We start from the raw sequence: 12532 nt of genomic DNA on the forward strand, positions 1-12532 counted from the left end.
CCCGCACGGGGTTCACCGCCGCCCCCGGCCCACCGGCCGGGGGTACCGCGGCTACGAGCCGCGCGGCCCGTCCGCCGCGGCGGCGTCGTCGTCCGCCGGGGACACGCGGCCGGGGTGCAGGGAGACCTGCTCGGTCTCCTCCATGTCGTCCAGGACCATCGGCGGCGGAGTGGGGGTCTTGGGCATCACGGCGGCCTCGGAGTGGCCGCCGCAGCCGTAGGACAAGGAGACCAGGCGGCCGTCGGCGGGCGAGAACTCGTTGGCGCAGATCCCGAACGCCTGGCTGAGGGAGCCCTTGATCGCGACGAGGAAGCCGCAGCTCACGCAGTTGGCGGGCGCGGCCTGGGCCATGGGCGTCTTGGCGCCGAACTGCTCCTCCCAGCGGTCGGCGGCGGCGTGCAGACCGTAGCGGGAGAGCACCCGCGGCCGTCCCATGCCGATCTCGGCGGCGACCGCGGTGATCGTCGCGGGCGTGGGCACCACGAAGTCGGCGTCGGAGGAGTCCGCGGCGCTCTCGGCACCCGCGGAGCCGTCCGGGGCGTCGGCCGACCCCTCGGGGAAGCCCGGGAAGCGCTCGTCGTCCTCGCCGGTCCACCCCGGCTCCAGGCGCAGGTCGTCGGCCTCGGTGGGCAGCAGGTCGCCGGGGCCCATGTCGCCCGGCCGCAGCCGCTCGCTCCACGGCACCCATTCGGGCGCGAGAATCGCGTCGTCGCCCGGCAGCAGCACCGTCTCGTCGATGGTCACGACCTTGGCGCGGGAGGCCCGCGTGAGGGTGGTGGCCCAGCGCCAGCCGCGGTAGGCGGGCTCTTTACAGGCGAAGTAGTGGGTGACGACGCGGTCCCCCTCGGCGACGACGCCGAGGTGCTCGCCGACGGACTGCGGCCCCGCCGCCTCCTCCGTCACAGCCAGCGCGACATCGACCGCCTCGGCGCACAGGCGGTCAGGGGTACGGCTTCGCATCGCAGCACTCACAGAAATCGTTTCTCTCTCTACGCCGTCTCACGTGTGCGCCGCGACGCGACGGACCCGACGCGGAAAACCGGGGCGGAGCGGACCTGCGGACCGCTTCGACGCCTTGGTTTTCTGCCTTCGTGGCCCTGCCCGAGCGTCTTCGGGCGCACCTGTTGTCACCCATTCTGCGCGATCGCACGCTACCTGTGCGCACCACGTGCGCAAAGGAGGGGGTGCGTGGTCTTCCGATTGGGGCAGGATTGCTGTCGTGGCACGAACGGTGACTGCGGGCCCAGGGCCCGTGCGCAGGGCCGGACGCGCCCTCGCTAACGGCGTGGGGCGGTCCGGCGGTGCCTTGCGCCGTCGTATCAGGCGTACGACACACGCGGGCGGCGCGGGCGAGTCGGGGCTGGCGAAGCTGATCGAACTGCACGCCGTGAACTCGGCGGGCGACATGTTGATCACGATCGCGCTCGCGAGTTCGGTGTTCTTCTCGGTCCCGACCGGACAGGCCCGCGGCCGGGTCGCGCTCTACCTGCTCGTGACGATGGCGCCGTTCGCGCTCCTGGCCCCGGTGATCGGTCCGCTGCTCGACCGGCTCCAGCACGGCCGCCGGGCGGCCATAGCGATGGCGATGATGGCGCGCGGCGTGCTGGCCTGGACGATGGCCGGGGTGATCAGCACCGCGGGCCTCGGCCTGTATCCGATGGCGCTGGGCGTCCTGGTGGCGTCGAAGGCGTACGGCGTGGTGCGAAGCGCGGTGGTGCCACGGCTTCTGCCGGACAGAACGACACTCGTGAAGGCCAATTCACGGGTGACGCTGGCGGGTCTGCTCGCGACGGCCATCGCCGCCCCGGTCGGCGCGGGGCTGCACGCCTTCGGCCCGCAGTGGCCGCTCTACGGCGCCTTCGTGATCTTCATCGTCGGCGCGCTGCTGTCGATGTCGCTGCCCTCGAAGGTCGACTCCTCGCGCGGCGAGGGCAAGGTCCGGCTGTCGGCCGACGAGGAGGCGCCGCCGGAGCCGTCGGGGATTCCGGGCAAGCGGCCGAGCCTGCTGGGCGTCGGCTCCTCGGTGCTGCACGCCCTCCAGGGCAACGCGGGGCTGCGCTCGCTGTCCGGCTTCCTGACGATGTTCCTGGCGTTCATGCTGCGCGAGCATCCGCTGGGCGGCCTCACCGCGGCGACCTCCCTGGGCGTCGTGGTCGTCTCCGCCGGCGCGGGCAACGCGCTGGGCACGGCGCTCGGCGCGTGGCTGAAGGCGCGCGGCCCCGAGATCATCATCGGCAGCGTCCTGATCTGCTCGCTGACGGCGACGATCGCCGCGGCCACCTGGTACGGCCTGGTCACCGTCGCCGCCGCGGCGGCCGTCGCGGGCATCTCGCAGGCCCTGGCGAAGCTGTCCCTGGACGCGCTGATCCAACGCGACGTGCCGGAGTTGGTGCGCACCTCCGCCTTCGCCCGCTCCGAGACCGCCCTCCAGCTCTCCTGGGTGGTCGGCGGCGGCCTGGGCATAGTGCTCCCGCTCAACGGCCAGCTCGGCATGTCGGTCGCGGCCTGTCTGGTGCTGGTGGCGTTCGTGGTGTCGGTACGCGGCCTGTTCGGCTCGGCGCGGCGCGGCGGCAACACGGCGTCGGCACGGGTGGCGTAAGGACACCGGCCGTACGCGGTACGGGCCGTGGCGTACGCGGCAGGGGTCCGGCCGTAACCGGTACGGGTGTACGGCGGCGGTGATCGCCGGGCCGTCGCGGGACACGTCCCACCCCCGCGCAGCCTGGGGGCAACAGCCCGGTAGCCTCCTGCCATGAGCATTCGCCGCGCTGCCACCACCATCGGTGCCGTCTCCCTCGGGCTCGTCGCCCTGACCGCCTGCGACAAGCCGACCCCCCTGGCAACCGTGACCGTGGGCACCCGGTCCGTGACCGCGGAAGCCGTGGACAAGTGCTACGCCCACGGCAAGCTGCTCCCCCAGGCGATCTTCGAGGCGTGTCTGACAGCCGCCCCCAAGCACCACCTCACGGTCGGCCTGGGCGACCAGGTACGCATCGGCGTCGACCCGAAGCTGGCGAAGAAGGGCTGGCTGCTCGCCAACGGCACCCAGCTCGTCACGCAGGAACTGCTCAAGAACCAGACGTACTGGACGCTCGACAGCGGCACCCTGTTCACCGTGCAGGACCAGCAGACCGGCCAGTCCACGCAGGTCAAGGAAGTCACCTTGAACATCGTGGAGTCCGGCGACCTGACGGGCCGCAAGACGTACGGCATCTGGAAGATCAAGCTCGTCCGCGGCAAGTGACACCCGACCGCGCCGCCGGTCCCGCGCCCGGCCCGGAACTCGGTCCCGCGCCCGCGCCTTACGGCAGGCTCCTCGTCGTGACCGCGGTGGACGCCGAACGCGCGGCCGTCGAGGCCGGGCTGAGCGCGGCGCCACCGCCCACCGCCGTGACGGCGGACGTGATCGCCGCCGGTGTGGGTCCGGCGGCAGCGGCGGCGGGCACCGCGACCGCGCTGGCGCTGGCCGAGGCAGCGGGCGCTCCGTACGGCCTGGTGGTCTGCGCCGGGATCGCGGGCGGTTTCGCGCCGGTCGCGCCCGTGGGCCATGTGACGGTCGCGGAGACGGTCGTGGCGGCGGACCTGGGCGCGCAGACCGACGAGGGCTTCGTACCGGTCGTGGAGCTGGGTTTCGGCACCTCTGAGCACCGGCCGCCCGCGCGGCTGAGCCGGGGCGTGGCGCGGGCGCTGGGCGCGGCGTACGGCCCGCTGCTGACCGTGAGCACGGTCACCGGCAGCGGGGAGCGGGCCGCGGAGCTGAGCGGCCGTCACCCGGGCGCCGTCGCGGAGGCGATGGAGGGCTTCGGGGTGGCGGAGGCCGCCGCGGCGCACGACGTGCCGATGCTGGAGATCCGCGCGGTGTCGAACGCCGTCGGCCCCCGTGACCGCGCGGCGTGGCGGATCGGCGACGCGCTGGCGGCCCTGACGGTGGCGTTCGGGAAGCTCCCGGCCGCCTTGGAGGTTGAAGCCACACATGACGACTGACACCGCGAACACGGGCCCGGCCGGGGCGCCGCACGACGCCGCGCTGCGGATCGCGTACTCCCCCTGTCCCAACGACACCTTCGTCTTCCACGCGTGGGCGCACGGCCTGGTGCCGCAGGCGCCGCCGCTCGACGTGACCTTCGCGGACATCGACATCACCAACGGGATGGCCGAGCGCGGCGAGTTCGACGTGCTGAAGGTGTCGTACGCGGTGCTGCCGTGGGTGCTGGACGAGTACGCGCTGCTGCCGTGCGGCGGGGCGCTGGGGCGCGGCTGCGGGCCGCTGGTGCTGACCCGGGAGCCTGGCGCGGATCTGGCGGGCAAGACGGTCGCGGTGCCCAGCGAGCGGTCGACGGCGTATCTGCTGTTCCGGCTCTGGGCGGCGACCGAGGTGCCGGGCGGGGTCGGGGCGATCGTGGTGCTGCCGTTCCACGAGATCATGCCCGCGGTACGGGACGGCCGGGTGGACGCCGGTCTGGTGATCCACGAGGCGCGCTTCACGTACCGGAACTACGGCCTGCACAAGCTCGCGGACATGGGTGAGCACTGGGAGGCGACGACCGGGCTGCCGATCCCGCTGGGCGCGATCATCGCCAAGCGCTCGCTCGGCAAGGAGCGGCTGCACGCGCTCGCCGAGTCGGCCCGTACGTCGGTGCGGATGGCGTGGGACGACCCGGAGCCGTCGCGCGACTACGTGCTGGAGAACTCGCAGGAGATGGACCCGGCGGTCGCGGACCAGCACATCGGGCTGTACGTCAACGAGTTCACCGCCGATCTCGGCGAGGACGGATACGCCGCCGTACGCGGACTGTTGACGCGGGCCGCCGCCGAGGGACTGGTGCCGCCGCTCGCCCCCGACGCGCTCGCATTCTGACCGAGATTTTCGTCGGGTGGCCGGAATTCACCGTGCCCGTTGCGCACTTGCGCACTTCGGCACTTGCGTACTTCGGCACTTCGCCGCTTTACCGGAAGGCGAGCTTCCGGCAAAGCGGCGCTAAAAACGGTCGACTTCCCTACGTCATAGCGGACTCATACGTCGAGCTGATCGGCGACAACGCGCAGTACGGAAGCGATCTTGTGTCCGTGCGCCTTGTCGGGATACCGGCCGCGCTGGAGGGAACGCGCGACGTCTTCGAGCAGCGTGGTGAGGTCCTGGACGATCGGCAGCAGCTCATCGGGTTTACGGCGCTGTGCCGCCGCCACCGAAGGAGCGGGATCCAGAAGTGTCACCGAAAGCGCCTGATCACCGCGCTGTCCTGCGACGACGCCGAATTCCACGCGCTGGCCGGGCTTGAGCGCAGCGACTCCGTCAGGCAGCACCGACGAGTGCACGAAGACGTCGCCGCCGTCATCGCGGGAGAGAAAGCCGAAGCCCTTCTCGCTGTTGAACCACTTGACTTTGCCGGTAGGCACGTCCGACCTCGTCCTCATTGCTCGAAACGACTCTGAATAAGACTTCAGCGGGTCCATCGGAGACCCGCTGGCACCAAGGCTAATGGCCTGGTGCTGTGTGACAAGACGCCAAGGTCCCGTTCCCCGGCCGTTCGACCGCCCCCTGAACGGATCTACCCTTGTCCGGTGAGCAAACAAACCATGGGCGCCGGTGACCTCCTGGTCCGTGTCGGCGCGATCGTCTTCCTCGTGGGCGCGGTCGGCACTCTCGTCACCGTCGCGCCGCTGTTGCTGGGCACGCATACGCTGCCGACGCCCGCGTATTTCGTGTCCATGCTGATGGGCGTGGGTATGGCGGTGGCGCTGTGCGGGCTGCTGCGGTCCGCCCTCGCGCAGCGGCAGACCTCACGGGAGCGGGGCGCGGCCGGTTCCTGAACCGGCCGCCGGGCTCTCCCGCCGAAGCCGGCGGCGGCTTGCGCCGTCCCCGGTGCGCTCAGGCAGCCGCGGACGTGTGGGCCGCGAACCAGGCCGGAAATTCGGTGAGATCGTCCAGGACGACATCGGCTCCGGCCGACCGCAGCTCCGCCGCGTCACACGGGCCCGTGGCCACCGCCACCGACAGCGCGCCCGCCTTCCGCGCGCCGCGCACGTCCCCGACGTGGTCGCCGACGTACACGCTCGCGCCGTACTCGATCAGCGCCTGCGCCTTCTGCTCCGCCCACAGCCAGCCGCGCACCTCGGCCTCGATCCCGACGTGCGCCAGGTGCAGTTCCGCGTTGGGCCCGTACTTCGCCGTCACCACCACGGGCCGCCCGCCGCCCGCCCGCACCGCCGCGACCGCCTCCGCCGCACCGCGCATCGCGGGCGTCGGCGCGATGGCGTGGTCCGGATACAGCGCCCGGTACAGATCGCCGATCTCGGCCACGCGCTCCGCGGGGAACCAGTTCGCCAGCTCGTCGTCCAGCGGCGGGCCCAGCCGCGTGACCGCCAGCTCCGAGTCGATCCACACGCCGGTTTCCGCCGAGAGCCGGTCGTACACGGCCTTGATCCCCGGGCGGGAGTCGATGAGGGTCATGTCGAGGTCGAAGCCCACCGTGAGGGTGGGCCGGGGCGGTACGGGGCTGAGGTCGCTGGTCACGCCCTCCATTCTCCCCTGCCGGGTCAACCCGATTTTCGTCCCCGTAGGGGGCGCGGGGAACTGCGCGGCCCGCCCCCACCGGCCGGTGGTCGGGACACCACCGAATTGCCCCTCTAGGGCCGGTGGTGACCTGCGGGAGCATCGTGGCTGAGCGCGCAGTTCCCCGCGCCCCTAAATGATCGGCCCGCCGCCCGGCGCAAAGGGGGCGATCGGGGCCGCGCCCCGGGGAGAACCGGCCTTCGCGAGGGGGGCGTACCGGGGCGGAGCCCTAGGCGCGGCGGCGGGCGCGGAGGATCAGGTAGAGGGCGGAGCCAACGGCGGCGACGCGGACCGCGAAGGGATAGGCGTCCTGGAAGGCGTGGCCCATCTGCCCCTGGGCGATGGGATCGCCCCATTTGCCGGTGTCGCGCCCCCAGACCCAGACGACGAGCCCGAGGGCGGCGGCCCCGGGAATCCCGAGGATGCCGAATTTGGCCTGGCGTCGGGTGAGTTGGCGGGAGAGATAACCGGCGAGCCAGCCGAGGCCGAGGGGAATCCAGGAGCCGATGACGGCGCCCGCGACGAGAAGGGCGGCGGCGAGCAGGAGCAGCGGGCTGCCCCAGGTGACGGTACGGGCGGCGCGGCGGCGCGGCAGCCAGCGGCGGCGCGGACGGGCGACGACCTCCTCCTCGTACGCGGCCTCCTCCTCGGCCTCTTCCTCGACCGGCGCACGCGGCGCCCCGGGCCTGACCCTGGCCCGGGTGTCACCGTCGTCGTCCAGATCCTCGTCGTCGAAGGGGATGAAGACGCCGCCGGTCATACCGGGCAGGCCCGTGAGTTCGTCACCGGCCCTGAGGTGACCGTCGCGGCGCTCGTCCCGGTCCCACCAGTCGTCCTTCTTTCCCGCGCCCCCGCCGCCGCCCCTGCCGCCGCCGCCCTTGCCGCCGTCGGCCTTCTCCGTACCGTCCCTGCCCGCCGTCTTCCGCATCGACGGCACGCCGTACGGGCCGTAGGGGCCCCCGGCGGGCGCGGACGGGGACGAGGGCGGTGCCGGGGCCTCGGGGGCGGCGGCGCCGGACGAGGCGTCGCCGGAGCCGCCTGCCGCGGCCTCCACGACGGCGTCCGGGCTGCCGATCCGGCCCAGGATGCGGCGGACGGTCGCCGGGTTGTCGCTGTCCTTGCGCTCCCGGTCGATGTCGGTGCGGAGCTGCGCGACCAGCCGCATGCGCTGGGAGGCGGGCAGCGCGGTCTGCGCGAGGTCGCCGATCCGGCTGAGGTAGTCGAACACCATCTGGTCGCTCTCGACACCCACCGCCAAGCCCCTTTGTCCGCGCCCGTGTCCGACCCTGCACCGACCGTACCCGCCCGCCGTCACCGCTGTCCTCATCCGCGGCCGCCGTCCATGGCCGCCGCGACGAGGGGGGCTAATGTGGAACGGATGACGACCGGAGGGCAAGGATCTGTCCCGCGCACGCTCGCGGAGGACCTGCGCGCACGTGACGACGAGGCGCTGGGGCGGCTGCTGCGCGCCCGGCCGGACCTGCTGAGCCCCGTACCGAACGACCTGACGCAGCTCGCGACCCGCGCCTCCACCCGTACGTCGGTGGTCCGCGCGCTGGAGCACCTGGACCGCTTCACGCAGCAGGTCGCCGAGGCCCTGTCGGTGACGCGGGACCCGTGCTCGTACGGGACGCTGCTCATGCTGATGACGGGCGGCCCCGAGGGCACCGGCCACGCGGAGCCGCTGGACGCGGAGCTGGTGGCCGCGGTGACCGCCGCGCTGCCGCGCGCCGTGGACGTCCTGCGGGCGCGGGCGCTGCTGTGGGGTCCCGACGACCGGCTGCGGCTGGTGCGCACCGCGCGGGACGTGCTGGCGCCCGCCGCCACCGTGCCGTCCGCGACCGGCCTCGGGCCCTCGGTGAGCGAGGCGACCTCGGGCATGTCGCCCTCCCGGCTCCAGGAGATCCTGGCGGACGCCGGGCTCGATCCGACGCACGACCCGATGAGCGCGGTCACCGCGCTGGCCGGACTCTTCGCGGACCGCGACCGCACGGCGGCGCTGCTGGACACCGCGCCGGACGGGGACGCGCGCAAGGTGCTCGACCGGCTGGTGTGGGGGCCGCCGTACGGCGAGGTACGGGACGCGACCGTGCCGGTGCGGGCCGCGGACGCGGTGACGCCCGTGCAGTGGCTGCTCGCCCGCGGCCTGCTGCTGCCCGCGGGCCAGCACAATGTGCTGCTGCCGCGCGAGGCCGCGCTGAGCCTGCGCGGCGGCCGGGCGCACCGTACCCCGGAGCCGCTGCCGCCCGCCGTCGCGCCGGTGCCGCGTACCGAGCGGACCGTGGACATGACGGCGGCGGGGCAGGCGTTCACGGCCGTCAGCACGGTCGGCGAGCTGCTGAAGGAGTGGCAGACCGGCGGTCCTTCGGTCCTGCGCGCGGGCGGCATCAGCGTCCGCGACCTCAAGCGGACCGCGACCGCGCTCGACCTGACCGAGGCGCAGGCCGCCTTCTGGCTGGAGCTGGCCTACGCGGCCGGGCTGATCGCGACGGACGGCGAGCTGGACGAGGCGTACGCGCCGACGCCCGCGGCCGACGAGTGGCTGCTGCTGCCCGCGCAGGAGCGGTGGGCGACGCTGGCCGCCGCCTGGCTGACGGCGACGCGGACGCCGGGCGTGGTCGGCAGCAAGGACGCCAAGGGCCGCGCGCTGTCGGCGCTCGGCCCCGACCTCGACCGGTCGCTCGCGCCCCGGGTGCGCCGCCGCGCGCTGCGCGTCCTCGCCGATCTGCCGCCGGGCTCGGCGGCGGCCCCCGACGAATTGCTGGCCCGGCTGCGCTGGGAACGGCCGCTGCGGCCCGGCGCGGACGCGCTCCGCGCCGACCTGCTGCGCTGGACGCTCCAGGACGCCGAGAATCTGGGCCTGACCGGGCGCGGGGCGCTCGCCGCGCACGCCAGGCCGCTGCTGGGCGGCGCGGGGACCCGCACGGCGGCGGAGTCCGCAGCGGCGGCCGGTGCCGCGGCCGGGATGCTCGCGCCGCTGCTGCCCGAGCCGCTGGACCACGTGCTGCTCCAGGCCGACCTGACGGCGGTCGCGCCAGGGCCGCTGATGGCGCCGCTCGCCGAGACGCTCGGGGTGCTGGCCGACATCGAGTCCAAGGGCGGCGCGACGGTCTACCGCTTCACACCGGAGTCGGTACGGCGCGCCCTGGACGCCGGGCGCACGGCGGCGGAGCTCCAGGACTTCCTGACCTCGCACTCGCGCACGCCGGTGCCGCAGCCGCTGAGTTACCTGATCGACGACGTGGCGCGCAGGCACGGCACGCTGCGGGTGGGGGCCGCGTCGGCGTATCTGCGCTGCGACGACGACGCGCTGCTGACCGAACTGCTCGCCGACCGGCGCGCGTCGGGCCTCGGGCTGCGCCGCCTGGCGCCGACGGTGCTCGCGGCCCAGTCCGAACCGGCCGTGCTGCTCGACAAATTGCGCGCGATGGGCCTGGCGCCCGCCGCCGAGTCCGCGGACGGCGATGTGCTGATCACCCGCGCCGACGCCCGCCGCACCCCGCCGCGTACGCCGCCCACGCCCGTCACGGACGGGCCGCCGGTGCCCGCGGGGGCGCTGCTGGGGGCCGCGGTGAAGGCGGTCCGCGCGGGCGACCGCGCCTCGACCGCCGTGCGCCGCTCGCCGGACTCCGCGGTGTCCTCGGCCGCCGCCGGGAGCGCGGACGGCGGCCTGCCCCGTACGCCAGCCGCCGACACGCTCGCCACCATGCAGGCGGCGGTGCTGAGCGGCGAGTCGCTGTGGATCGGTTACGTCAACGCGGACGGCGCGGCGAGTCAGCGGGTGATCGCGCCGGTACGGGTCGAGGGCGGCTATGTGACGGCGTACGACCACACCGTGGACGAGGTGCGCACCTTCGCGCTGCACCGGGTCACGGGCGTTTCGGAGCTGGCCGACGACCCGGCCTGACGCGCGCCCGCACGGTCCCTTCCGGCCGCGCGATCCCTTCCGGCCGCGCGATCCCTTCCTGCCGTAGGCCCCGCCGGACATCGCGGCGCCCGTCCTGGCGCGGTCCGCTGTCCGGACGCCTGCGCTGCCACCAGTGGTGGCGGCGCGGGTAGAGGGCGCGGCCGAGGCGCAGGCCCAGCAGCAGGTAGCCGATGAGGGCGCCCGCGGTGTTGAGGATGACGTCGTCGATGTCGAAGGACCGGCCCACGATGATGACGCCCTGGGTGGTCTCCACCGTCAGCATCACCAGACCGGTCAGCACGCCCACCCTGAGCAGGCCGCGCGCCTTCGGGAACAGCATCGGCAGCAGGATTCCGAAGGGCACGCCGAGCAGGATGTTCCCGCCGATCTGCTTCACCGCGTCGCGCGTGCTCGGCCCGTTGAGGTAGGCCCTGATCGAGTGACCCGGATGCAGATTGGAGTGGATCAGCGAGACGGAGGCCGGTGACGGCACCAGCGTGACCTTCGCCAGCGCCACCGCGAAGGCCACCATCCCGACGATCGCCGCCGCGAGCACCACCACGCGGGCGAGCGTCGCGCCCCACGAACGGCGTTGCAGCAGGGGGACGTACGGCTCCTCGACCGGCTCGGGCTCGATGACGGGCGCGGCCTTGGGCTTCGGCCCGAACCTGGACTTCAGCGTGGGCCTCGGCTCGGGCTCCGGGGTCGCCTTCGGACCGGCCTCGGCGGCCGGGGGCGCGGCCTTCGTCCAGGGCCAGGTCCGGGCGGGCGCCGTGTCCCGAGCCGTCGTCCGTGCCGTCGCTGCCGTCTTCGCGGGTGCTTTCGCCGGTGCCTTCTGACGGGTCCTGGCCTGGGCGTTGGTACGCGGCTGGGCGGCCTTGCGTACGGGGGTGCGTGCGGGCTTGGCCGCGGACTTCGCCGTGGGGGCCGGGTCCGCCGTGGCCTTCGGCGCCTTCGCCTTCGGCCCGTCCTTCGGTTCCTTCGGCGCCGTGCGGAACAGCGCCATCCTCACCGCCATGAACCCTTGCCCCCCTCGGATAGGCACCGTCATGGCGGCGCATACCCGCGACCGGCCGCCGTACGCCGTCCGCACACGACGACTCGGACGGCCGATCTCCTTGGGCGGCAGGGGACTTCAGCCGTGGCGGCCCCTGCGGCGCGTCGCCGCGACGAGCAGCCCGCCCGCTCCCAGCGCTCCGGCCGCCGCGACGGCCAGCCACTCGGTCTCCGCACCGGTGTGCGGGAGGTGTCCGGGGGGCGAGGTCGGAGGGGACGTGGGCGGGGAGGTCGGGGGTGACGTGGGCGGGGAGGTCGGGGGCGTCGTCCAGCCCGTCGTGGGCGGAGTGGTGGGGGGCGTCGTGGGGGGTGTCGTCGGAGGTGAGGTGGGGGGCGTGGTCGGCGGGGAGGTCGGGGGCGTCGTGGGAGGCGTGGTCGGAGGCGAGGTGGGCGGCGTCGTCCAGCCCGTCGTGGGCGGGGTCGTGGGGGGCGTGGTCGGAGGCGAGGTGGGCGGCGAGGTCGTCGGGGTCGTCGGAGGCGTCGTCCAGCCCGTCGTCGGCGGCGTGGTGGGCGGGGACGTGGGAGGCGAGGTCGGAGGCGTCGTGGGAGGCGTCGTGGGCGGTGACGAGTACGGCGGGGTCGTCGGCGGGCACGACGTGCTCTCGCTGGGCGACGGCCACCCGGTGTCGGGGGCGGACGACCATCCCGTATCGCTGTACGAGGGCCCGTCCGCCGGGCTCGGGGCCGCGCCGGCCGCCGAACCGGGGAGCAGCAGCCCGGCCGCGGCCATGACCGCGGCGCCGACGACGGCTGTGGAGGCCGCTACGGCCCGCAGCTTCCCCCGCTCACGCGGGTCTGCGGGGGGAAGCGCGGGGGGAGGAGACAGTGGGTTGTCCATAGCGGGCAGATAACAGCAGGTCGGGTGCGACGCGCCGGTCGCCACGTACGCGATCGGCGCAGCTTCGCTCGGATGGCGAACGGTTGCGCGCAGGGTTGGCCGCCATCGGGGTGAACCGCGACACGCGGTCTTGACCGCCATTCGCAGTACAATTCTCTGTTCGGTCCCGTCAGCGGAG

At 74.0% G+C, this 12532-nt stretch carries 12 protein-coding genes and 1 pseudogene; 7 read left to right on the plus strand and 6 right to left on the minus strand.

What is annotated here, in order from left to right:
* Positions 1-51: 51 nt before the first annotated feature.
* Positions 52-960 carry a DUF3027 domain-containing protein gene (locus ACZ37P_RS05155; RefSeq protein WP_467344934.1) on the minus strand — a complete coding sequence of 303 codons (909 nt, stop codon included), beginning with the start codon at positions 958-960 and terminating at the stop codon, positions 52-54.
* Between the two features lie 259 nt (positions 961-1219).
* Between ACZ37P_RS05155 and ACZ37P_RS05160 the strand changes: the two genes are divergently transcribed.
* The 4 genes from ACZ37P_RS05160 to ACZ37P_RS05175 all read left to right on the plus strand — a co-directional run bounded on the left by ACZ37P_RS05160 (position 1220) and on the right by ACZ37P_RS05175 (position 4858).
* Positions 1220-2599, plus strand: a complete 1380-nt coding sequence (locus ACZ37P_RS05160) for an MFS transporter (protein ID WP_391043088.1) — start codon at positions 1220-1222, stop codon at positions 2597-2599.
* Positions 2600-2752: 153 nt separating this feature from the next.
* The gene (locus tag ACZ37P_RS05165; RefSeq protein WP_355337414.1) at positions 2753-3244 is read left to right on the plus strand and encodes a hypothetical protein; all 492 of its coding nucleotides are present in this window, start codon (positions 2753-2755) and stop codon (positions 3242-3244) included.
* Positions 3245-3321: 77 nt separating this feature from the next.
* Positions 3322-3984, plus strand: coding sequence for a futalosine hydrolase (locus ACZ37P_RS05170; protein ID WP_401310017.1), 663 nt, complete (start codon positions 3322-3324; stop codon positions 3982-3984).
* Positions 3974-4858, plus strand: coding sequence for a 1,4-dihydroxy-6-naphthoate synthase (locus tag ACZ37P_RS05175; RefSeq protein ID WP_355337408.1), 885 nt, complete (start codon positions 3974-3976; stop codon positions 4856-4858). The genes ACZ37P_RS05170 and ACZ37P_RS05175 overlap by 11 nt, the downstream gene beginning before the upstream one ends.
* Positions 4859-5013: 155 nt before the next feature.
* Here the strand turns inward: ACZ37P_RS05175 and ACZ37P_RS05180 are convergent, their stop codons facing one another.
* On the minus strand, positions 5014-5397 hold the full coding sequence (locus ACZ37P_RS05180; protein ID WP_033173507.1) for a cold-shock protein: 384 nt from the start codon (positions 5395-5397) through the stop codon (positions 5014-5016).
* Between the two features lie 165 nt (positions 5398-5562).
* Here ACZ37P_RS05180 and ACZ37P_RS05185 point away from each other — a divergent pair, with 165 nt between their 5' ends.
* Positions 5563-5811 carry a hypothetical protein gene (locus ACZ37P_RS05185; RefSeq protein WP_355337403.1) on the plus strand — a complete coding sequence of 83 codons (249 nt, stop codon included), beginning with the start codon at positions 5563-5565 and terminating at the stop codon, positions 5809-5811.
* A gap of 58 nt (positions 5812-5869) precedes the next feature.
* Here the strand turns inward: ACZ37P_RS05185 and ACZ37P_RS05190 are convergent, their stop codons facing one another.
* Together ACZ37P_RS05190 and ACZ37P_RS05195 are read right to left on the minus strand one after the other, a co-directional pair.
* A complete protein-coding gene (locus tag ACZ37P_RS05190; RefSeq protein WP_467344940.1) occupies positions 5870-6523 on the minus strand; it encodes an HAD family hydrolase in 654 nt (217 codons plus the stop codon).
* Between the two features lie 259 nt (positions 6524-6782).
* Positions 6783-7805, minus strand: coding sequence for a hypothetical protein (locus ACZ37P_RS05195; protein ID WP_467344941.1), 1023 nt, complete (start codon positions 7803-7805; stop codon positions 6783-6785).
* 126 nt (positions 7806-7931) lie between these two features.
* Between ACZ37P_RS05195 and ACZ37P_RS05200 the strand changes: the two genes are divergently transcribed.
* Positions 7932-10460, plus strand: coding sequence for a helicase-associated domain-containing protein (locus tag ACZ37P_RS05200; protein ID WP_467344942.1), 2529 nt, complete (start codon positions 7932-7934; stop codon positions 10458-10460).
* Here the strand turns inward: ACZ37P_RS05200 and ACZ37P_RS05205 are convergent.
* Both ACZ37P_RS05205 and ACZ37P_RS05210 read right to left on the minus strand, forming a co-directional pair.
* Positions 10423-11478 carry a VanZ family protein gene (locus ACZ37P_RS05205; protein WP_467344943.1) on the minus strand — a complete coding sequence of 352 codons (1056 nt, stop codon included), beginning with the start codon at positions 11476-11478 and terminating at the stop codon, positions 10423-10425. The two genes, ACZ37P_RS05200 and ACZ37P_RS05205, sit on opposite strands and share 38 nt — an antisense overlap.
* Before the next feature lie 117 nt (positions 11479-11595).
* Positions 11596-11715, minus strand: a pseudogene (locus ACZ37P_RS05210) (LPXTG cell wall anchor domain-containing protein); the annotation flags it as partial.
* Between the two features lie 136 nt (positions 11716-11851).
* On the opposite strand from ACZ37P_RS05210, the gene ACZ37P_RS05215 reads away from it, so the two are divergent.
* On the plus strand, positions 11852-12367 hold the full coding sequence (locus ACZ37P_RS05215; RefSeq protein ID WP_467345243.1) for a hypothetical protein: 516 nt from the start codon (positions 11852-11854) through the stop codon (positions 12365-12367).
* Positions 12368-12532 lie beyond the last annotated feature (165 nt).

The organism is Streptomyces sp. NPDC024632, from assembly GCF_055559175.1.